A 19,892-nucleotide genomic window follows, 5' to 3' on the forward strand; every position below is an offset into this window, starting at 1 on the left:
GTTTTGTCGACTCGTATCGCGAGGCACAAGGAGCCTGCGAGATAAGGAGCTAAAATGATCCTCACCGTTACGATGAACCCGTCTGTCGATACGCGCTATCAGCTCGATGAGCTCATTATCGACGACGTCAACCGTGTGACGCCCGAAAAGACCGCCGGCGGCAAGGGTCTCAACGTGGCCCGTGTGCTGGGCCAGCTGGGCGACGACGTTGTGGCAACCGGTCTGCTCGGTGGCCATATGGGCGCCTATATGGCAGAGCTCATGGATGCCAACGGTATTAACAACGACTTTGTGCCCATCAAGGGCGAGACTCGCATTTGCCTCAACATCCTCCACGCCGGCAACCAGACCGAGCTGCTCGAGAGCGGCCCGACGATTGCCCCTGAGGAGCTGGATGCCTTTACCGCCAAGTTTACCGAGCTGGCTGGCAAGGCCGACGTCGTCACTATTTCGGGTTCGCTGCCCCGCGGCGTCGAGGCAGACTACTATGCCAAGATCACGGGCATTGCCGAGAACGCCGGCGCCAAGGTGCTGCTCGATACCTCGGGCGCTTCGCTCGAGGCTGCCCTCAAGTCCGAGGTCAAGCCCGAGCTGGTCAAGCCTAACCTAACCGAGATCAACGGCTTGTTGGGCACGAGCTTTACCACCGACGATGTGGACGAGCTCCGGGCCGCACTTGCCTCTGATGACCGCTTCTCCGATATCCCCTGGGTCGTCGTGTCCATGGGCGCTGCCGGCTCCGTGGGCTTCCACAACGGACGTGCGTTCCGTGCCAAGACCCCCGATATTCCTGCCGTTAACGCTACGGGTTCCGGCGACTCCACTATCGCCGGTTTCGCACATGCCATCGCTGCCGGCGCGGACGACGAGACGGTGCTGCGTACCGCCAACACCTGCGGTAAGCTCAATGCCATGGATCCCATGACCGGTCATCTGGTCATGGACCGTTGGGACGAGGTTTACAACGGCGTTATCGTGGCCGAGCTGTAAGAACTTGGGCGTCGGCTCCGGCATCGGTTGTTTGCTTGTGGTTAGAGCCAACGACAAGTGCGGTAGCATTATGCCGGGGCGCGACGCCGATACTGTCGTGTTCATTCCCGACCTTACCCTGGTCGAGACGTATGCGGGTGGCAACAGCTTTGGTAACGCGTTTGCCGAGTAGCCGCCAAAGAAACGATCCGAGAGGGGATTTAGATGATTTACGGTGCATTGGGCGATATCGAGGAGTACCGCGGAATGCTCAAGGGCCTCGACGTGCTGATCGACTGGCTCGAGGAGAACGACCCGGCGCAGCTCGAGGTCGGCAGCCATCCGATTTTGGGCGACAAGGTCTTTGCGAACGTCATGGCTCCCACGACGCGTCCCGAGGCCGAGGCTCACTATGAGACGCATCAGCGCTATCACGACCTGCAGATCGACGTCGAGGGTCGCGAGGCCTTTAAGGTCGCTACGGGTAGCCTGACGCTGGTCCAGGAGTTTGACGAGAAGGACGACTACGATCTGGTCGATTCCGACGCCTCGATCGCCGGCGATCTTGCCGACGACAAGTTTGCGCTGTTCGTTGCCGGCGAGCCTCACATGCCCACGCTCGAGTTCCCGGGCGATGGCGCGCAGCCGGTCAAGAAGATCTGCTTTAAGCTGCTTGCCGACGCCTACTGGGAGGAGTAGCGAACTGCCCGACTGAGCTGTTCGTCTGATGGCGTGTTTTCCCTAAGGGAAGCACGCTACGACCCCGTTAATCGTGTTTCCCCTAGGGGGGTCACGATTAACGGGGTTTCTGTTTTGAATAGGGGAGCTGACGCTGTTGCGATGCGTGGATTGGCACGCGCACTCAAAATCGAAAACAAAAAAGCCGCCCGAAGGCGGCTGTCTTGTGCAATGGAGCCAGCGACCGGGCTCGAACCGGTGACCCCCGCTTTACGAGAGCGGTGCTCTACCAACTGAGCTACGCTGGCGACCATGTGGTGACGCAGCTGAGGCGTCAACGGCTGTCTATGATACGGGACATCGCAAATCCGCGCAAGTGCTCTGACAGCTTTTCTCACGTTAAATGCACTAATCATTCAAGCCGGGATGTGCCTGGTTGCCTACAACTAGGTAGAAAAACGCCCGTCGGCGGTGTGCCGGCGGGCATTGCTGTTCGATATGTTGCGTTATGGGCTTAGTGCCTCATAAAGTGGTATTCGATCACATTGCTGTAGGGATGACCCGGGCCCACAATGCCCTGCGGGAACAGCGGCTGGTGCGGCGTGTCGGGGTACATCTCGGCCTCGAGGGCAAAGCCGGCGCCCCAGCCGTAGTTGGCATCGTCCTTGGCGTGCTCATCGCCTAGCCAGTTGCCGGTGTAGAGCTGCACGCCCGGGGCGGTGGTGTAGTAGTCCAGCTCACGGCCGGTCCACATCTCCTCGACGTGCAGGGCACGGCGCAGATTGCGGCCGTACTGATAGCCGCCAATGCACAGGCAGTGATCGTAGCCGCGTGCCTGCTTAATCTGCGGATGGTCGGCCTCCATGCCAGGCGCGACGGGGCGTAACTCGCGAAAATCAAACGGTGTTCCCTCGACCGGAGCAATCTCGCCAGTAGGAATGTTCTGGTCGTCGATGGGCAGGTAGTGGGCGGCGTTAGCAACAAAGAAGTGCTCGCAGTCCATGCCGGCATTATGACCGGCAAGGTTAAAGTACGTGTGGTTGGTCATGGACACGTACGTGGCGCGGTCGCTCTCGCAGCTATATTCGATACGGAAGCGGCCGGTGTGTGTCACGGTAAACACGGCCGTAAAGGTGCGGTTGCCGGGCAGGCCCAACTCGCCATCCTCAAGTGAGGTGGTCATGCGCACGGCGTTGTGAGCCTCGTCGAGCTCAACATCCCACACGCGCTTGTGCAGGCCGTGTTCAAGATCGCTGTGCAGGTTGTTGGCGCCCTCGTTGGCGGGCATATGCCAGTCCGTACCGTCGATGGTGATCGTTGCACCCGCGGTGCGGTTTGCCACGGGGCCGATGGTCGCGCCAAAGCAGGCGGGGTTGTCAAAGTAATCCTCGAGCTTATCGAAGCCCAGCACCACATCGCGCACGTTGCCGGGAATGTCGGGCACATCGATACCCAGCACGGTGGCGCCATAGTCCATAATGCGAACGCAGATCTCGGGCCCGTTGAGGGTGTAACGATGAACGGGGGTACCGCACGGCGCGGTGCCGAAAAGCTCAGAAGTGATCATTTGGTTCCTAACATCGAGGTATTTCCGACAAACTGTAGCGCGAACAGGCGAGATTATCACTACATCCCACTAAAGCAGGGGGTATTTTTCTCAAAAAAGTGATGATTGGAGCTGTGCGGGCGTTCATTTTTGACGCGCACGAGTCTGATACAATTTGTTCGTTACTGTTTGAATGATATGCGCGCAAAGAACGGCGAGGATTCATCGTGATTAAAGCGGAGCGACAGGATAAGGTTCGTCAGCTGCTCGAGGAGCAGGGCACGGTCTCGGTCAAGGAGATTTCGGATGCACTGGGCGTCTCGGATATGACGATCCGTCGTGATCTTGAGGAGCTTGCGAGCCTGGGCGAGATCGAGCGCGTGCACGGCGGCGCCCGCAGTGCGCAGGGTCGTCCCCACGCTATGTTGCGCCACGAGTACTCGCACAGCGAAAAGCGCACCAAGCATGCCGAGGAAAAGTTGCAGATTGCGCGCCGCGCCGTGGAGCTTATCGAGGAAGGTTCGACCATCTTTTTGGGCACGGGCACCACGGTTGAGCAGATGGCATCGATGCTGCCGGCGTTTGGCCTGCGCATTGTGACCAATTCGCTTTCGGTGTTTAACCTGCTCGAGGCGCGCGAAGACTGCGACCTGTGCCTCGTGGGCGGCATGTATCGTCGCCGCACCGCCGCTTTTGTGGGACCAACGGCCGAGGATACCCTGCGTGCGTTGGGTATCGACGCGGCGTTTATCGGTGCCAACGGCATTTTGGACGGCGACGTGTCCACATCTAACATGGAAGAGGGTCGTATCCAGCAGCTCGCCTTTAGCAAGGCCGACTCGCGCTATCTGATCGCCGACTCCAGCAAGATCGGCAAGCGCGACTTCTACACCTTCTGCCGTCTGGACAGCCTGGATGCCGTGGTGTGCGAGCCGGGTATCTCGGTCGAGGACCGCGCCGCCATCGAGGAACACACGCAGGTCATCTGCTAGCTAACGCTATTGGATTGCTAACAGGCGATGCGGGAGGACTTTTGCCCCCCTGTCATTGTGGGGAATCGGCGCGTCAGCACTATGCGATATGACGCGCAAATAGGGACTTCGCTATCAAATCGTCTCAACCTGTAACAGGTAGGGGTGAAGTCACCAACCAGATGTTACAGATTGAGATTTTTGGCCCGGCCTATTCCGTTTGTCTCAATCTGTAACAGCTAGGACCTAAAAACTCGACTAGGTGTTACAGATCGAGATTTTGTCTATCCAGCCATCACCTTTGTCTTGATCTGTAACAGTTAGACGGTTAAAAGCGAGTTAGATGTTACAGATTGAGATATTTCTGCTCGAGCGTTCTGTTTGTCTCGATTTGTAACAGCTAGGGCCGAAATATTCGGCTAGATGTTACAAATCGAGACAAACGACCTGCTCGGGCCGCGCCAAAACAAAAGAGGCCGCATACGAACCCGTGGAGGGATTCGTATGCGGCCGACAGGGGATATGCGGCGAAAACTAGGCCATGAGCAGGCCGGTCTCCGCGACGTTCTTGTACCAGTACGCGCTCGCCTTGGGATAGCGCTTCTGGGTCTCAAAGTCGATGTAGAACAGGCCGTAACGCTTGTTGTAGCCGTTGGTCCAGGAGAACTGGTCCTGCAGCGACCACACAAAGTAACCGTCGACGTTCACGCCGCCGTCGATTGCCTTGAGGATCCATGCGAGATGCTGACGCATGTAGTCGATGCGAGGGGCGTCGTCGATAAAGCCGTCCTCGAAGTCGTCCTTATAGCCCATGCCGTTCTCGGTGATGTAGATCTTCTTGTAGTTGGGGTAATCGTTCTTAATGCGCAGCAGCAGATCGTAGAGGCCCTCGGGATAGATAATCCAGTCCCAATCGGTGGTGGGTACGCCTTCGCGCACGCACGACTCGCCCACGCCCTTGAGGAACCAGCGCGAGGAGCCCCTGTCGCCGGTGCCATTGTGGTTGATGTCGTTTTCGCCCTCGGCGGCACGCAGGAACTGGCACTTGTAGGTGTTGACGCCCAGGCAATCGTTGTAGGGGAGCGCCGCGGTCAGCGCGGCGATGTCCTCGTCGCGGACGTCGAGCTCGCCGCCGGCGATATGGGCCAGCTTGGTTGCGGCTTCCATGGTGTCGGCTGCATAGTGGCCGCGGAAGGTGGCGTCGAGCACCCAGCGGTTGTTGATGACGTCGGCCATGCGGGCGGCCTCGCAGTCGGCAGCGCTGTTGGGATCGAGGGGATACTTGGGCTCCAGGTTCTGGACAATGCCGATCTCGCCCTCAAAGCCGCCCTCATGGAAGGCGACGACAGCCTTGGCGTGGGCCACCATCATGTTGTGCATGAGCTGGAAGGCCTTGTCCAGGCGGTACTTCTCGCCGTGCGGCCAGTTGCCGACGATAAAGCTGCCCTCGGCGGTTGCGGGAATCTCGTTAAACGTGAACCAGTGCTTGACCTCGGTGAACTCGGCAAAGCAGAACTTGGCGTACTCGACAAAGGCGTCGATCGTCGTGCGCGTCAGGAAACCCTCGCCGCCGTTCTGGTAAAAGGCCTCGGGCGTATCGAAGTGATCGAGCGTGACATAGGGGATAACGCCAGCTTTGTTGCAGGTGGCAAAGAGCTCGTGATAGAAGGCAACACCCTCGGGGTTAATCTCGCCAGTACCGTTGGGGAAGATGCGGCTCCAAGCGATGGAGACGCGGATACCGTTGATGCCGAAGCGCTGGCACAGGTCGATATCGACCGGGTACTTGTTGTAGAAGTCGCTTGCAGGATCGGGGGAGAAGCGACCCTGAGCAGCCAGGAAATCGTCCCAGGGCACTTTGCCCTTGCCGTGCGTACGGGTCTCGCCCTCAACCTGGTAAGCAGCGGTGGCGCCGCCAAACACAAAGCCGTCGGGGAACTGCATGGGGTTGGTCATGAGGCATCCTTTCTGTGGGGTACGAATAGGGAGAGGTGCCCGAACTGGGGATCCGGGCACCAACAGAGGGAGGAGCTAGTCGAGGTTCTCGCGGAGCCACTTGATGGCGCCAGCGGGGTCGCGGGTAAGGTCGATATATTCCTTGCCGCGCGGGGCGAGCAGCTTAATGCCCAGACGATCGGTGTCGGCCTTCATGTCGTTGTAGTAGCTACGAACCTGCGGGGCAAGCACGATAACGTCGTACTGATCCATGATGGCAGTGTGCTGGCCATAAGCGCCGGCAGAGGAAGCGATGTTCTCTCCGGTCTGCGCAGCACCTTCCTTGATGGCGTTGGCAAGCATGGCAGAGGTGCCGGCACCGGCGCACAGGACGAGGACCTTCAGACCGTCGACATCCTTCTTAGCGGATGCTTTGACGACGGGCTCGGGCTGATCGGCGACAGGCTCGCTGTCGCCGGCAGCGGCGGTCGGCTCGACGGAAGCGGTAGCCTGCTCGACAGCGGGCGCGGAGGTGCTGGCGGCGATGGTGGCAGCACCATCGGACTCAAGACCCAGCTCGGCGGCGCGCTCTGCCTCCTGGTCGCAGAGCAGCTTATCGTATGCCTTCAAGAACGGCAGGTAGATGATGGCGTCCAGCAAGATGATGATCGCGACAAATACCAGGGCGATGAGCTGGAAGTTCGTGGTGATGAAGATGCCGATGGGGGCAGGGGTAGCCCAAGGCACCACGAAGGAGAAGCCGTTCATACCCACGTTATCGATAAAGAACTTGGCAACACTTACGTTGACGCAGCCGGCAGCAACAAAGGGGATGAGCATGTAGGGGTTGAGGATCATGGGCGCGCCAAAGAGCAGCGGCTCGTTGACAGCAAAGGCGACCGGTACGATCGAGGCCTTACCGACGGCTTTGAGCTGCTTGGACTTCATAAAGAGAATCAGCAGAAGCGGCACGATGAACGTGGCGCCGGTGCCTCCGAACTCACCCACGAGCGACATGTTAAAGGTGAGGGAGTGGGCAGGGTGACCACCGGCCAGCAGAACCTGCAGGTTCTCGGCCTGGTTGGCAAGACGGATAGGGTCGATGCCCGGCTGGACAATCGAAGGACCATGGACACCGATGAACCAGAAGAACGCGGTGGCTGCCTGGATAAGGATAAGGCCAGGATAGGTTTCTGCAGCGGTAAAGAGCGGGGAGAGCAGTTTGATGAGCAGCTCGGAGAACGGAACGCCCATGAGGTTGCGCACGACGACATCGATGATGCCGCAGATGATGACGGCGCCGCCAAAGGGGATGATGTCGCGGAAGTTCTGAGCGATGGCGCCCGGAACCTCCTTGGGCAGCTTAATGGTCAGATCGCGCGAGACGCAGAACTTATAGACCCACACGGTAATGAACGCGGCGATATAGGCCGAGAACAGACCGCGCGTACCCATGCTGGTGCAATCGAAGACCGAAAGCTCGGAGCCGTCGAACTTGGTGGTGAACTGCGTAACAGCGAGCAGCAGCATGCTGCACTGGGCGGCCACCATGGTGGAGCCGTCGTTGAGCACCTTGCCGGCGGGCATGCGACGGTTCATGGAAGCCGTGAAGTTCTTGGCGGTGGTGCCGGCAACCATGATGCCCATAACGCCCATGGTGAAGTTGTACAGCTTGTTGCACCAGTCGATGAGCGGCTGGGGCAGCGTGATGCCAACTACGCCAGGAAGGGTGGCGATCAACAGGAAGATCGAAGAGGTGAGGACAATGGGCATGCACCCAAGGAATCCGTCCTTGATGGCCTGGAGGTAGATGTTCCTCGAGATCTTCTCAAAGAACGGTTGATGCTTTTCGAGCATCTTTACGATGGCGTCCATAGAGCTCCTTTGCTACTTGATGCGCGATGCATGTGGATGGAACTGGTCGTCGATGGATGGTCAGGACTGCCCGGAAACCTTCCTGCTTAAGGAAGGCATTGTGAAATGACAACGTTGTCATTTCGTTAATGACAACGTAAGACATTTTTGGAAGAGCAACAAGGATTTACAGGTGAACGGTCGATATCGTCCGATAAACGGCTGATTTATCAGTCGGGCAGGTAGTGTATGCTAGAACGCAAAAACAAGCGATGAAAAACCGACTGGAGAAGTAGTGGCAACGATGGACAAGAAAAACGTTTCGATGAACGATGTGGCGATTGCCGCGGGTGTTTCTCTCAAGACGGTTTCGCGCGTGATCAACGAGCCCGATAGCGTGCGCGAGTCGACGCGCGATAGGGTCCATGCTGCCATGGAGGCGCTTGGGTTCCGGGCGAACTTTGCCGCGCGTTCACTCAAGTTGGGCCGTTACGGGTGCATCGGCGTCGTGCTGTTCCACTTGTCGGGCGGCGCCGTGGACATGATTGACGGAATCGCCGATGCCGCCGAAGAGCGAGGCTTTGCGCTCACGATGATCAAAAAGCGGGCGGGGGAGAAGATGACCCTTGCCGAAGCGGCGCGCAGGATGTCGCAGCTTCCCGTCGACGGCATGATCTTCAACCTGCGTCAAATGGTCGATGACTTTGATACCTTTGAGGCGCCGAAAGACCTCAAGACGGTGATTATCACGCCGATGGAACATCCTACCTGCTCTACCGTTAGTGACGATCAAGAGGACGGTGCGCGCATGGCGTGCGAGTACTTCTTAAATCGCGGGCACAAGAACGTGTATTTCGTTTCTGGTAAAAAAGAGTCGCTGTCGAGCCAGTGCCGTATGAAAGGTTGGCGTGCAGCACTCGAGACGCGTGGCATTGAGCCGCCCGAGCCTCTGCAAGGTGATTGGAATGCGGATAGTGGCTATGCCGCGGGCCTTGTGCTTGCCGATAAACCCGATTGCACGGCGGTCCTCGCTGCTAACGACTGCATGGCAAACGGCGTGATGATGGCTCTACGTGACAAAGGGCTCAGTGTGCCCGACGACGTGTCCGTGATCGGCTTCGACGATGAGCTCTACAAGACGATTCCCAACTCGATTCTGACGTCGGTGAAGTTTCGCCACCGCGAGCTGGGCATCCGTGCACTTAACGAGGTCGTCGCAGGTCTGGAAGCCCCGAGCTCCAGAAGCCGTACGCTTGTGTCGGGCGTGCTGATCGAGCGTTCCAGCGTGAAAGACCTGCGGGCGTAGACGTGCTCGGCTCGTTCATCTCAATCTGTAACAGTTAGGACCGAAATACTCGGCTAGATGTTACAGATCGAGATTGAGAGGATTGTCCTGTGCGTTTATCTCAATCTGTAACAACCAGACGTCCAAAACCGGTTTTAGTGTTACAGATTTAGACAATTCGGCCCCGTCTTCCCGGTTTGTCTTGATTTGTAACAGCTAGGGACCAAAAACTCGGCTAGATGTTACAGATCGAGACAAACGGCCCCCCAGCCGAACAAAAACAAAAGGCCGGGGGCGGCGCGCCGTGTGACGTGCCACCCCCGGCTGAGAAATGGGGACAGGTTATGTGAGCGGGGCAATTCCGCTGGTCGCCAGCCGCTAGTCCAGACGACGGGTCTGCGCCACGTGCTTGTACCAGTAGGCGCTTGCCTTGGGCGTGCGCTTCTGGGTTTCAAAGTCAACGTAGAAGAAGCCATAGCGCTTGTTGTAACCATTGGTCCAGGAGAACTGATCCTGCAGACTCCACAGGAAGTAGCCGCCCACGTTGACGCCCACCTCCATGGCCTTGAGCAGCCAGCGCAAGTGCTGCTCGATGTAGTCGATGCGCGGCTGATCGTCCACAAAACCGTCCTTGTAGGGATCCTTGTAGCCCATGCCGTTTTCTGTAATGAAGATCTGCTTGTAGTTGGGGTAGCGCTGCTTAATGTAGACGAGCAGATCGAACAGGCCCTCGGGATAGATGATCCAGTCCCAGTCGGTGGTGGGGATGCCAGGCTTGTTCACGTGCTCGCCAATACCCTTAACGCGCCAGCGGCCGGTGCCCTTCTCGCCCGTACCGTTGTGGTGCAGGTCGTTCTCGCCGTCGTAAGCCTTCAAGAAGCGGCACTGGTAGTTGTTGACGCCCAGGTAGTCGTTGTAGAGCGCGGCCTCGCGCATAATCTCGAGGTCCTCGTCCAGGATCTCGATGGTGCCGCCCGAGACGGCAGCCAGACGGTTGGCGCACTCGAGGGTGTCGGGCGCGTAGTCGCCTCGGAAGGTGGCGTCGAGCAAGAACTGGTTCTGCAACACGTGCTCGTTGTTGGCGGCTTTGATGTCGGCGGGGTCGTTCTCGTTGAGCGGATACTTAAACTCCAACGACTGAATGACGCCGATCTTGCCCTTAAAACCGCCGTTGTGGAAGGCCAGTACGGCCTTGGCGTGGGCGAGCATCATGTTGTGCTCGCACTGGAAAGCCTCGGCCAGATGCGCCTTGACGCCGCCGGGGAAGGTGCCCTCGATGTAGGTGTTGGAGGCATCGGCCCAAATCTCGTTAAAGGTGAACCAGTAGGTCACCTGGTCGGCGTACTCCTTAAAGCAGAAGGTGGCAAAGTCCACAAAGGCATCGATGGTCTCGCGGTTGAGGAAGTCGCCCTTCTCAAAGAGGGCAAGCGGCGTGTCGAAGTGATGCAGCGTGACAAACGGCTCAACGTGGTGCTTGTGGCACTCGGCGAAGAGATCGTGGTAGAACTGCACGCCCTCGGGGTTGATCTCGCCGGTGCCGTTGGGGAAGATGCGGCTCCAGGCAATGGAGAGGCGAATGCCGTTGATGCCGAACTCCTCGCACAGCTCCAGATCGACGGGGTACTGGTTGTAGAAGTCCGAAGCGTGATCGGGGGAAAAGCGCCCCTGGGCCTCCAGGAAGTCGTCCCAGGCAACCTTGCCTTTACCGTGGGTGCGGGTCTCGCCCTCTACCTGGTAGGCAGCAGTGGCGCCGCCAAAGACAAAGTCCTCGGGAAACTGCGCAGGCGGGTTGGTGACGCTAGCAGGGTTAACGGACATGATGATCCAATCGTCTAAATCGAAGGGCCAGCCGGTCTTGGATGGTCGGCTGGCCCTGTGCGATACTTACTTCGAGAGTTGCTCGCTTACGAAGGCGAGAGACTTATCGCCGTTCTGGGAAAGCTCAATGTACTGCTTACCGCGGCAGGCGACGCACTTGTTGCCCACGCGCTCGCAGTCCTTCTGCAGGTCGGCCAGGTAGCTTGCGGCTTGCGGGGCCAGGACGACCAGATCGAAGTCGGGGAGCATGTCCACGTGGTTGCCATAGGCCTCGGCAGCGGTTTCAAGATTGATGCCGCGCTCCTTGGCGGCCTTGGCCAGCGCGTTGGCGAGCAGGCCCGAGGTACCGCCACCCTGGCAGAGCACGAGCACACGCTTGCCGTTGAGGTCGCTGGTGGCCGTTGCCTCGGCAGCGGGTGCTGCGGAGGCGGCGGGAGCGCCGGCTTCCACGGCCTCGGCAGCAGCGCCGGCGGCAACGCTCTTGGCGTCGGCCTTGCCCCGGAAGGCATCGTTGAGCTTGGCGGCCTTCTCGGCGTTCTTGGCGGCGAGCTCCTCCTGGGAAATCTCGGCCTCCTCGGCGCACTTCTGGGCGTCATAGGCACGGAAGAACGGATAGTACAGAACGAAGTCGACGACCAGGATAAGGGCGAGCATCACAAAGGCGAGCGGCTGGAAACCCAGGCCCATGATAGTGCCGATGGGGCCGGGGACGGTCCAAGGCAGGGTGTACATAAAGCCGTTCATGCCCAAGAAGTCGATAAAGATCTTGAGGATCCAGATGTTGGCGATCGGGGCAAAGACAAACGGGACAAAGAAGACGGGGTTGAGCACGATAGGCGCGGCGAACAGCAGCGGCTCGTTGACGGCAAAGCACACGGGGACGATGGCGGCCTTACCGACAGCGCGCATCTCCTGGGACTTGGCCAGGAAGCAGAACATGAAGACCAGGACGAGCGTGGCGCCGGTGCCGCCCATGCAGACGACGAAGTACTGGGCACCCTGGGTTAGGACAGCGGAAGCGTGCTGGCCGGCCTGGAACGCAGCCAGGTTGTCGGTCATGTTGGCAACGAGGGCGGCGGCGATGGCGGGCTCGACGATCGAGGGGCCGTGGACGCCCACGAACCAGAACAGGCTCATGGCGCCGTAAATCACAGCAAGGCCGATGTAGCCGTCGGCAGCGGTGAACAGGGGCTGGAACACCTGGATGACGCCCTGGGCAAAGCAGAAGCCAAAGGCAGCGCGGAAGACGATGTCAAAGACCCAAAAGACGGTGATGCAGACGGAGAAGGGGATGATGTCCTTAAAGGTCTGCGAGATGTTGGGCGGAACCTGCTCGGGCATCTTGACGGTGATGTTGCGCTTGATAAAGAACTTGTAGATGATGCCGGTCACAAACGCAGCGATGAAGGCGGTCAGTAGGCCCTTGGAACCAAGGTAGGTGGTGTTGAAGCCACTGGCGGCATCCGTGGCGATGGTGTCGCTCGAAAGGAGCAAGAAGCCGATGATGGCCGCGCACATGCACGAGATAAAGTTGATCTGGTTATTCTTGGGCAGATCGCGGTTCTGGGCGTCGGCGAAATGCTTGGCCGTGGTAGCGGCGCAGGCGATGGCCAGGATGCCCATGGAGTAGTTGTAGCACTTCCACAGGGCGTTGTTGATGTCATCGGGCCAGTAGAAACCCCAGATGTTGGGGACCGAGGCTACCAGGCAGAAGATGGACGAGAAGATGATGATGGGGATGACGGAGATAAAACCGTCGCGGATCGCCTTGAGGTACTTGTTGCGGGCGATCGCGTTGAAAAAGGGCTGGCCCTTTTCGATGGTGGCGATGAGTTGCTCCATGCAAAGCTCCTAAGAGTCGGTGGGTTAGCAACGATGGTAGCTTTTGACGTTTGGTTGCCAAAATGTTGACGTTGCCATTTTGTGACACAAAATTAGACGTGAACCGATGGCCCTTGTGCCTGCGGACCGTCGATTTCTTGCGCGTAAACGTTTGAGCCGCCCGGTGGCTCTGTGTTTGCACAATGGCAACGTTAACATTTGGGCGATAAAAGCCGTTCGGGGAAGCAAAAATGTCGGTGAACGGTAGGTTTTGGGTGGTGAGCGTATGGTGGGGGAGGCGTTAGATATACTTGAAGACGTTTCATTTGACTGCGTAGGGTGCCACCAATGGCATCGTTGACATAGAAAGATCGACCTATGGCCGCTGTTAAAAAATCGGTTTCCGTTAAGGATGTGGCGCTCCTCGCGGGCGTCTCAGAACAGACGGTCTCGCGCACCGTCCACGATTCACCCAGCGTGCGCCCCGAGACCAAGGAGCGCGTGCGTGCCGCCATGCGCGAGCTGGGGTATCGCCCCAATTTTGCCGGTCGATCGCTGCGCCGCGGCAAGTTTAAGACCGTCGGCGTCGCCATGTTCAACATTACCGGTACCGGCAACCTCGACCGTATGGAGGGCTTTGCCGCCGCCGCCGATAAGCACGGCTACGCCATTACCCTCACTAAAGTAGATGGACATCCCTATACTCTCGAGAGCGCATCGTCGCGCATGAGCGCACTGCCGGTGGATGGCATGGTTGTGATCATGAATCGCATGCCGGCGGACTTTGGCACCTTTGAGCCGCTGCCTGGTATGCAGACGGTGCTCGTTACCATGCTGGAGCACCCGCTGTGCTCGACGGTCGATAACGATCAGTTCGATTGTTCGCGCCAGGTTGTCGAGTACTTGTTGGGGCAGGGGCACAAGACCGTGCACTTTATCTCGTGTCCCGAACGCTCGCTTTCGGGCATGCAGCGCGAGGAGGGCTGGCGCGAGACATTGCGCGCGCATGGTATTGAGCTGCCGCGACTCATCCGTGGCGACTGGACGGCGCGGAGTGGATATGCCGCAGGCCAGGCTCTGGCGGACGATCCGACCTGTACTGCCATCTATGCCTCCAATGACGCCATGGCCTACGGCTGCATTCGCGGACTCGAGTCGCGCGGAAGGCGTGTGCCCGAGGACGTGAGCGTGGTGGGGGTTGATGATAGTCTGGGCGACATCGTGCCCGATCGTCGCCTGACCACCGTGCGCTTTGACAACAAGCGTGTCGGCATGTGGGCAGTCGACAAGATCGCCGGCGCCGAGGGAGTTGCGTCTGGCGTGGAGCACATGCTGATCCCCGGCGTGCTCGTAGAGGGCGATACGGTGCACGATTTGCGTTAGGGCGCGGTCCTGTTTGGGTTTCCGTTAATCATGTTTGATATTGTTCGAAATGGTTTGGAAACCGTTCACGGGCAAAAATTGACCGTTCATAGCTTGAAATTACGTTTTGCGCTGTTCTTTTTTGTTTGAATGTTATTGTTTCTGTCATACACAACGCAGCGCGTATGCCCGGACGCGGTGCTCTCCGTTGGTTCATATGTGAAAGGAACGCAATATGGCAACCAAAGAAGAAATCTCGATGGTTGGATTCGAGATTGTCGCATACGCGGGTGACGCCCAGACTGATCTGCTTGCAGCGCTCGATGCTGCTCGCGAGGGTGATTTTGAGAAGGCCGAACAGCTGCACAAGGATGCCAGCGATGCGCTTATCGGCGCCCACGACACGCAGACCAAGCTGCTTTCGCAGGAGGCCGGCGGCGGCGAGATGGAGATGACCTTCATCATGGCTCACGCTCAGGACACTCTCATGACCACTATGATCCTGGAGAAGCAGGCCCGCTTTACCATCGATGCCTACAAGCGCATTGCCGAGCTCGAGGCCAAGCTCGCCTAACGAGCCCGCACAACCAAGTCCCCTTCCAAAAGCCCTGCCGCTATCCGCGGCAGGGCTTTTCTGTATCCCATCTATCTCGGTTGCGGCGAAAAAGGGGTCGATAGACCAAAATGACCCGCTTTTCCCGTCCCCGGAGGATCAGTTAGCAGTACTCGCCACGAAACTGGACCATCTACTACGTTTAACCCGGTGCCCCCGAACACACCTGCGTTTCATGAAAAACTGCAGGCGTTCTACCTGTGGTTTTGTTTTTACGCCACGGGGCATGGTCGGGGATGGGCAGTTAAACGTAGTAGATGGGCCCATTTCATGGCGGGCAGGTCATGCAGCAGTCTGTTGCGCCTCTTGCCGTTCGGTTTTTCGCTGGGTGGGTATACTTCCATCCGCAATACAGGCCGGAATGAGGAGGTATCCAAATGCCGGACAACGGATCGATTCAAAAGAGAGACGCGAGCGAGATGGCTCATGGGCGTCCTGTCCAGATAACCGAGCAAACAACGGTGACCGAGCTGCAGCCCAGCCTATCCGATGTCGTGTGCGCAAACAAAAAACTGCAGATTGGCCTCATCGTTGCGCTCGTGGCACTGGCGCTGCTGTCGGGGTTTGTGGCTCGTCCGCATTTTGCCGATACCAAGACTTGGGACTCTACCATCGAGGTCATCGATCAAAAGAAGGGCAATGTATTGGCGCTCACGACCTCGTGCGTCGCCCTATCTGCGGGTATCACTGCGCTGCCGGGCGATACGGGAACGCCGGTTGCCGAGCAGCTCGCACAGCTTTCGGGTAATCTTGGTATCGTGCTTGCCGTGCTATACCTAGAGAAATATTTACTCACGATTTTGTGGTCGGTTGGCCTGGGCATCCTGATCCCGTTTGCGCTGGTGCTCTTTGCAGCGTCGCTTGGCATTCACGGACGCTGGAGCACGAGCACGGTCATTCGTCGCGTGGCAACGCGTGTGCTGGTGGTCGCCATAATTAGCATGGTGTTGGTGCCCGCGAGCGTATGGGTGTCGCAGAAGGTTGATGAAACGTATCGAGTGAGCATCGAGGCGGCCGAGCAAAAGGCGACTGACGCTGCGAGTGCGGCAGATAGCGATAGCTCCAAAGCAAACAAGAAAAAGACCGAGTCCGCAGAGTCCAAGAACGTGCTTGAACAGCTTGCCGACGGTGCCTCGGGTCTCGTCACGACGGTGACCAGCGGCGCCAAGCAGATGACCGATGAGATTGTGCGGCAGGTGACCGATCTGATCGAAGGTGTCATCGTGATGATAGTGACCTCGTGCGTTATCCCATTGCTGGTGCTCGCGGCGTTTTTGTGGCTGGGGCACACACTGCTGGGGATTGATATTTCCGGGCCGACGAATTATTTGACGGGCCGCTTTCTGGGCACTCCGTCCAAGCATGCCAAGAAGGGCGGCCAGTCCTAGTAGCTAAAGCTGCCGTATATACCGGGGAATACCGCCGAAGGGCGGCCGAGACACGTTCTCGGCCGCCCTTTTGTTTGTTGAACACATGGTCGCTACGCCCGCGCCCGGTCCAAACGGTCAGCAATCATCCGTGAACGGTATTTGTTCAAAAAAGAACAAAGATAAACAAATAGTTGTTGCAGTTACTGTTCGAATGTGTTCAAATAAACATGAACAGTGAAGAATCGCACATTCAGATGCCCGGACCTGAACGAGATTCAACACTTCCAAACAGAAACAACGCACCTGCGTATCTCTCAAGGAGGATGTCATGAGGGTTGTAATCGCTTCCGATGCCGACGGCATGTCGATGAAGGAGTCCATCAAGGAGATGCTCATCGCCGATGGTCACGAGGTCGTCGACTATTCCGAGACCCCTGCCGCGGACTTTGTCGATTCCGCTACCGCCGTTGCCAAGGACCTGCTGGAGCACAAGGATTCCCAGGGCTTCGCATTCGATAAGTACGGTGTCGGCTCCTATATGGCCGCCGTCAAGATCAAGGGCATGGTCGTCGCTAACATTTCCGACGAGCGTTCCGCCTACATGACCCGCGAGCACAACGGCTCACGCATGGTCACCATGGGCCCGGGCGTTGTGGGCACCGAGGTCGCCAAGAAGATCGCCCGCGAGTTCCTGCGTGCACAGTACGCCGGCGGCCGTCACCAGATCCGTGTCGACATGCTCAACAAGATGGCCTAACGAGAGCCACCGAGAACTCGAACTTCTACCTCAACTTGTGAATTCAGACGAAAGGACGTTCTGATGAAGAAGACCATCGCAATCGGTTGCGACCATATCGTTACGGACGAGAAGATCTATCTGGCCGACCGCCTGGAGCAGGCTGGCTACAAGGTGCTCGACTGCGGCACCTACAGCCACACCCGTACGCACTATCCCATCTACGGCAAGGCCGTGGGCGAGGCTGTTGCCAGCGGCAAGGCCGACTTTGGCGTGGCCCTGTGCGGCACCGGCATTGGCATCACCAACGCCGTCAACAAGGTTCCCGGCGCCCGCTGCGCCCTGGTTCGCGACATGACCTCTGCCCTGTATGCCCGTCGTGAGCTCAACGCCAACATCGTGGGCTTTGGTGGCAAGATCACCGGCGAGTTCCTGATGGCCGACATCATGCTTGCCTTCCTGGAGGAGCCTTACGAGAAGACCCCCGAGCACGATGCCCTGATCGCCAAGATCGATGCTTGCAATAAGGCCGACGCCGAGGCTCAGACTGACCCGCACTTCTTTGATGAGTTCCTTGAGAAGTGGGACCGCGGCGAATACCACGACTAATTGGGTTACGCGGTTTTACCAAACCGCGTAACGGGTCGACGCTGCGCGGCGTTCAGGCACCCCATCTCGTCGCTCAAACCGTCGCTCGCGTACATGAAGTACGCGTCGCTCCTCTTTCGCGGCGACCTGGGGCACCTGATCGCCGCTCGCTGACGTTGGGGGTACCTGTGGGGTTACCGCTGTTGTTGCGAAGCGTTCTGGTTCGGCGAGCTGCTCCGATAACACGTTTGCTTGCTTGGCTTGAGTGCTTCGCTCTTGGCGGTACCCGGCATTCTGCAGCTTTTCAATTGACGGCTCGCGTTTCTGTGAGGGGGCGCGGGCCGGTTTTCTATCAGCCCTATTGACTTGGTGGGCTGTCGTAAGAAAGGGAAGGCTCCTATGGAGTTTGTTCTTGATAACGGTTCTATCCGCGTGGCACTGAGCACGGCGGGCGGGTCGTTCACTTCTATTGCGGCCAACGGCCGTGAGTACCTGTGGCAGGGTGATCCGGCAGTCTGGTCGGGCCAGGCCCCCATTTGCTTCCCGATCTGCGGTGGCCTTCGTGACGGCCACGCAATGACCATGGGCGGCCGCGAGGTAAAGCTCGCCCGCCACGGCTTTGCGCGCAAGCAGGAGTGGAAGCTCGAGGAACAGAGCGACAACATGGTTGCGCTGAGCTTAAGCTCTGCCGACCATGCCGAGTTGCTCGAGCAGTACCCGTATCCGTTTAAGATCGTTGCTCGTTACACGATCGATTCGGAAAAGGTTGCCGTGTCGTACGAGGTGACCAATGAGGGCACCGAGGACATGCCGTTCTTTGTGGGCGGTCACCCCGGCTTTAAGTGCCCGCTCGACGAGGGCGAGTCCTATGACGACTACGAGCTTCGTTTTGAGCAGCGTGAGGCCACCGACCTCTGCACTGCCGTTCCCTCGACGGGCCTGATTGATGTTGAGCATCGCAGCAAGAACCCGATGGTTGGCCATGACCTGCCGCTGACCCACGAACTCTTTGACTTCGCGGAGACCATCTTTGACGTGCTCGAGAGCCGCGTGGTTACGCTGACCAAGAAGACCGAGGACAAGGGCGTGCGCCTGACGTTCCCCGATATGCCGTACCTGATTGTGTGGAGCAAGCCCGAGGGTGACTTTGTGGCCGTGGAACCGTGGGGCGGCCTGTCCACCTGCTCCGACGAGGACGATATTCTGGAGCACAAGCGCGGCTGCCTGGTGGCCAAGCCGGGGGAGACCGTCACCCGCGGCTTTGAGATCGAGATCCTTTAACGAGCTATCGTATGTTTGGGGTCGCGCGTGTCGTGCCCCGGAAACAGGAGTTCAATATGATTCTGACTGTTACCATGAACCCGTCGATTGATACGCGCTATCAGATCGATAAGCTGGTCATCGACGATGTTAACCGCGTGACGCCCGAAAAGACCGCTGGCGGCAAGGGCCTCAACGTGAGCCGTGTGCTGCTGCAGCTGGGCGACGACGTGCTCGCGACTGGCCTGCTTGGCGGTCACATGGGTGCCTATATGGCCGAGCTCATGGATGCCGACGGCGTCAAGAACGACTTTGTGCCCATTGCCGGCGAGACGCGCATTTGCCTGAATATTCTGCACGAGGGTAATCAGACCGAGCTGCTGGAGAGCGGCCCGCAGATCGCCCCGGCCGAGCTCGAGGCCTTTACGGCCAAGTTCGCCGAGCTTGCAGCGAAGGCGGACGTTGTGACGCTTTCGGGCTCGCTGCCGCGCGGCGTCGATGCCGGCTACTATGCCGAGCTCGTCAAGATCGCCGAGGAGGCGGGCGCCAAGGTGCTACTCGACACCTCGGGTGCATCGCTGGAGGCCGCGCTGGAGTCCGAAGCTAAGCCCGAGCTCGTAAAGCCCAACCTGACCGAGATTAACGGCCTGCTGGGTACGTCCTTTACGACCGATGATGTCGATGCCCTGCGCGAGGCGCTAGCCGCCGATGACCGTTTTGCCGGTATCCCCTGGGTCGTCGTTTCGATGGGCGCTGCCGGTTCGGTGGGCTTCCATGAGGGCCGCGCGTTCCGCGCCAAGACGCCCGCGATTGCGGCTGTGAACGCGACGGGTTCCGGTGACTCGACCATCGCCGGTTTTGCGCATGCCATTGCTGCTGGTGCCGACGACGTCACGGTGCTCAAGACCGCCAATACCTGCGGCAAGCTCAACGCCATGGATCCCAAGACCGGCCACCTGGTCATGGACCGCTGGGACGAGGTCTACAACAGCGTAGAGGTAACCGAACTTTAGAGTTACGGCGTACCGAACAAAACGAGAGTGGATAATCTCCCATTTTGGGCTCGCAAGCGGGCTTAGAGTGGGA

Annotated in this window: 16 protein-coding genes and 1 tRNA gene; 11 read left to right on the forward strand and 6 right to left on the reverse strand. The window is 58.7% G+C overall.

The genetic code is table 11. The features are described from left to right. Positions 1-54: 54 nt before the first annotated feature. Both ACTQX9_RS00645 and ACTQX9_RS00650 read left to right on the forward strand, forming a co-directional pair. Positions 55-990 (forward strand): hexose kinase, encoded by a 936-nt coding sequence (locus ACTQX9_RS00645; RefSeq protein ID WP_441540220.1) that lies wholly within the window; start codon positions 55-57, stop codon positions 988-990. A 204-nt stretch (positions 991-1,194) separates the two neighbouring features. Next, positions 1,195-1,668: a YhcH/YjgK/YiaL family protein gene (locus ACTQX9_RS00650; protein WP_117654927.1), complete on the forward strand. Its 474-nt coding sequence runs from the start codon at positions 1,195-1,197 to the stop codon at positions 1,666-1,668. Between the two features lie 211 nt (positions 1,669-1,879). On the opposite strand, the gene ACTQX9_RS00655 is transcribed toward ACTQX9_RS00650, so the two are convergent. Together ACTQX9_RS00655 and ACTQX9_RS00660 are read right to left on the reverse strand one after the other, a co-directional pair. After that, positions 1,880-1,955 (reverse strand) — tRNA-Thr (locus ACTQX9_RS00655). 206 nt (positions 1,956-2,161) lie between these two features. Next, the gene (locus ACTQX9_RS00660; RefSeq protein WP_441540221.1) at positions 2,162-3,214 is read right to left on the reverse strand and encodes an aldose epimerase family protein; all 1,053 of its coding nucleotides are present in this window, start codon (positions 3,212-3,214) and stop codon (positions 2,162-2,164) included. 206 nt (positions 3,215-3,420) lie between these two features. On the opposite strand from ACTQX9_RS00660, the gene ACTQX9_RS00665 reads away from it, so the two are divergent. Further along, positions 3,421-4,185 carry a DeoR/GlpR family DNA-binding transcription regulator gene (locus tag ACTQX9_RS00665; RefSeq protein ID WP_441540222.1) on the forward strand — a complete coding sequence of 255 codons (765 nt, stop codon included), beginning with the start codon at positions 3,421-3,423 and terminating at the stop codon, positions 4,183-4,185. Between the two features lie 513 nt (positions 4,186-4,698). Here the strand turns inward: ACTQX9_RS00665 and lacG (ACTQX9_RS00670) are convergent. Both lacG (ACTQX9_RS00670) and ACTQX9_RS00675 read right to left on the reverse strand, forming a co-directional pair. Then, complete coding sequence (lacG, locus tag ACTQX9_RS00670) at positions 4,699-6,120, reverse strand: 6-phospho-beta-galactosidase (RefSeq protein WP_441540223.1); 1,422 nt, start codon at positions 6,118-6,120, stop codon at positions 4,699-4,701. 75 nt (positions 6,121-6,195) lie between these two features. After that, positions 6,196-7,974, reverse strand: a complete 1,779-nt coding sequence (locus tag ACTQX9_RS00675; RefSeq protein ID WP_441540224.1) for a PTS lactose transporter subunit IIBC — start codon at positions 7,972-7,974, stop codon at positions 6,196-6,198. A gap of 283 nt (positions 7,975-8,257) precedes the next feature. Here ACTQX9_RS00675 and ACTQX9_RS00680 point away from each other — a divergent pair, with 283 nt between their 5' ends. Continuing rightward, a complete protein-coding gene (locus tag ACTQX9_RS00680) occupies positions 8,258-9,259 on the forward strand; it encodes a LacI family DNA-binding transcriptional regulator (protein WP_427718983.1) in 1,002 nt (333 codons plus the stop codon). Positions 9,260-9,616: 357 nt separating this feature from the next. On the opposite strand, the gene lacG (ACTQX9_RS00685) is transcribed toward ACTQX9_RS00680, so the two are convergent. Both lacG (ACTQX9_RS00685) and ACTQX9_RS00690 read right to left on the reverse strand, forming a co-directional pair. Next, entirely contained in the window at positions 9,617-11,056 is a 1,440-nt protein-coding gene (gene lacG / locus ACTQX9_RS00685; RefSeq protein WP_441540225.1) for a 6-phospho-beta-galactosidase, read from the reverse strand. 66 nt (positions 11,057-11,122) lie between these two features. Beyond that, on the reverse strand, positions 11,123-12,898 hold the full coding sequence (locus tag ACTQX9_RS00690; RefSeq protein WP_441540226.1) for a lactose/cellobiose PTS transporter subunit IIB: 1,776 nt from the start codon (positions 12,896-12,898) through the stop codon (positions 11,123-11,125). A gap of 357 nt (positions 12,899-13,255) precedes the next feature. Between ACTQX9_RS00690 and ACTQX9_RS00695 the strand changes: the two genes are divergently transcribed. The 7 genes from ACTQX9_RS00695 to ACTQX9_RS00725 all read left to right on the forward strand — a co-directional run bounded on the left by ACTQX9_RS00695 (position 13,256) and on the right by ACTQX9_RS00725 (position 19,819). Then, entirely contained in the window at positions 13,256-14,260 is a 1,005-nt protein-coding gene (locus ACTQX9_RS00695) for a LacI family DNA-binding transcriptional regulator (RefSeq protein ID WP_427718989.1), read from the forward strand. A 214-nt stretch (positions 14,261-14,474) separates the two neighbouring features. After that, on the forward strand, positions 14,475-14,813 hold the full coding sequence (locus ACTQX9_RS00700; protein WP_055252615.1) for a PTS lactose/cellobiose transporter subunit IIA: 339 nt from the start codon (positions 14,475-14,477) through the stop codon (positions 14,811-14,813). 416 nt (positions 14,814-15,229) lie between these two features. Next, a complete protein-coding gene (locus tag ACTQX9_RS00705) occupies positions 15,230-16,240 on the forward strand; it encodes a hypothetical protein (RefSeq protein WP_441540227.1) in 1,011 nt (336 codons plus the stop codon). Between the two features lie 310 nt (positions 16,241-16,550). Next, positions 16,551-16,979: a galactose-6-phosphate isomerase subunit LacA gene (gene lacA, locus ACTQX9_RS00710; RefSeq protein WP_006234830.1), complete on the forward strand. Its 429-nt coding sequence runs from the start codon at positions 16,551-16,553 to the stop codon at positions 16,977-16,979. Positions 16,980-17,042: 63 nt separating this feature from the next. Then, complete coding sequence (gene lacB / locus ACTQX9_RS00715) at positions 17,043-17,567, forward strand: galactose-6-phosphate isomerase subunit LacB (RefSeq protein WP_196032983.1); 525 nt, start codon at positions 17,043-17,045, stop codon at positions 17,565-17,567. Between the two features lie 378 nt (positions 17,568-17,945). Further along, positions 17,946-18,827, forward strand: coding sequence for an aldose 1-epimerase family protein (locus ACTQX9_RS00720; protein WP_427748000.1), 882 nt, complete (start codon positions 17,946-17,948; stop codon positions 18,825-18,827). Positions 18,828-18,883: 56 nt separating this feature from the next. Further along, the gene (locus ACTQX9_RS00725; RefSeq protein ID WP_441054109.1) at positions 18,884-19,819 is read left to right on the forward strand and encodes a hexose kinase; all 936 of its coding nucleotides are present in this window, start codon (positions 18,884-18,886) and stop codon (positions 19,817-19,819) included. Positions 19,820-19,892: the final 73 nt, after the last annotated feature.

The organism is Collinsella sp. LCP19S3_F2 (assembly GCF_052121015.1).
Lineage (GTDB): Bacteria > Actinomycetota > Coriobacteriia > Coriobacteriales > Coriobacteriaceae > Collinsella.

What these genes read in the sequence shown, in the direction of transcription:
- ACTQX9_RS00645 (WP_441540220.1), top strand. Translation starts at nt 55, where the DNA reads ATGATCCTCACCGTTACGATGAACCCGTCTGTCGATACGCGCTATCAG.
- ACTQX9_RS00650 (WP_117654927.1), top strand. Translation starts at nt 1,195, where the DNA reads ATGATTTACGGTGCATTGGGCGATATCGAGGAGTACCGCGGAATGCTC.
- ACTQX9_RS00680 (WP_427718983.1), top strand. Translation starts at nt 8,258, where the DNA reads ATGGACAAGAAAAACGTTTCGATGAACGATGTGGCGATTGCCGCGGGT.
- ACTQX9_RS00725 (WP_441054109.1), top strand. Translation starts at nt 18,884, where the DNA reads ATGATTCTGACTGTTACCATGAACCCGTCGATTGATACGCGCTATCAG.
- ACTQX9_RS00705 (WP_441540227.1), top strand. Translation starts at nt 15,230, where the DNA reads ATGCCGGACAACGGATCGATTCAAAAGAGAGACGCGAGCGAGATGGCT.
- ACTQX9_RS00660 (WP_441540221.1), bottom strand. Translation starts at nt 3,214, where the DNA reads ATGATCACTTCTGAGCTTTTCGGCACCGCGCCGTGCGGTACCCCCGTT.
- lacG (WP_441540225.1), bottom strand. Translation starts at nt 11,056, where the DNA reads ATGTCCGTTAACCCTGCTAGCGTCACCAACCCGCCTGCGCAGTTTCCC.
- lacB (WP_196032983.1), top strand. Translation starts at nt 17,043, where the DNA reads ATGAAGAAGACCATCGCAATCGGTTGCGACCATATCGTTACGGACGAG.
- ACTQX9_RS00700 (WP_055252615.1), top strand. Translation starts at nt 14,475, where the DNA reads ATGGCAACCAAAGAAGAAATCTCGATGGTTGGATTCGAGATTGTCGCA.
- ACTQX9_RS00720 (WP_427748000.1), top strand. Translation starts at nt 17,946, where the DNA reads ATGGAGTTTGTTCTTGATAACGGTTCTATCCGCGTGGCACTGAGCACG.
- ACTQX9_RS00690 (WP_441540226.1), bottom strand. Translation starts at nt 12,898, where the DNA reads ATGGAGCAACTCATCGCCACCATCGAAAAGGGCCAGCCCTTTTTCAAC.
- ACTQX9_RS00675 (WP_441540224.1), bottom strand. Translation starts at nt 7,974, where the DNA reads ATGGACGCCATCGTAAAGATGCTCGAAAAGCATCAACCGTTCTTTGAG.
- lacG (WP_441540223.1), bottom strand. Translation starts at nt 6,120, where the DNA reads ATGACCAACCCCATGCAGTTCCCCGACGGCTTTGTGTTTGGCGGCGCC.
- ACTQX9_RS00695 (WP_427718989.1), top strand. Translation starts at nt 13,256, where the DNA reads ATGGCCGCTGTTAAAAAATCGGTTTCCGTTAAGGATGTGGCGCTCCTC.
- lacA (WP_006234830.1), top strand. Translation starts at nt 16,551, where the DNA reads ATGAGGGTTGTAATCGCTTCCGATGCCGACGGCATGTCGATGAAGGAG.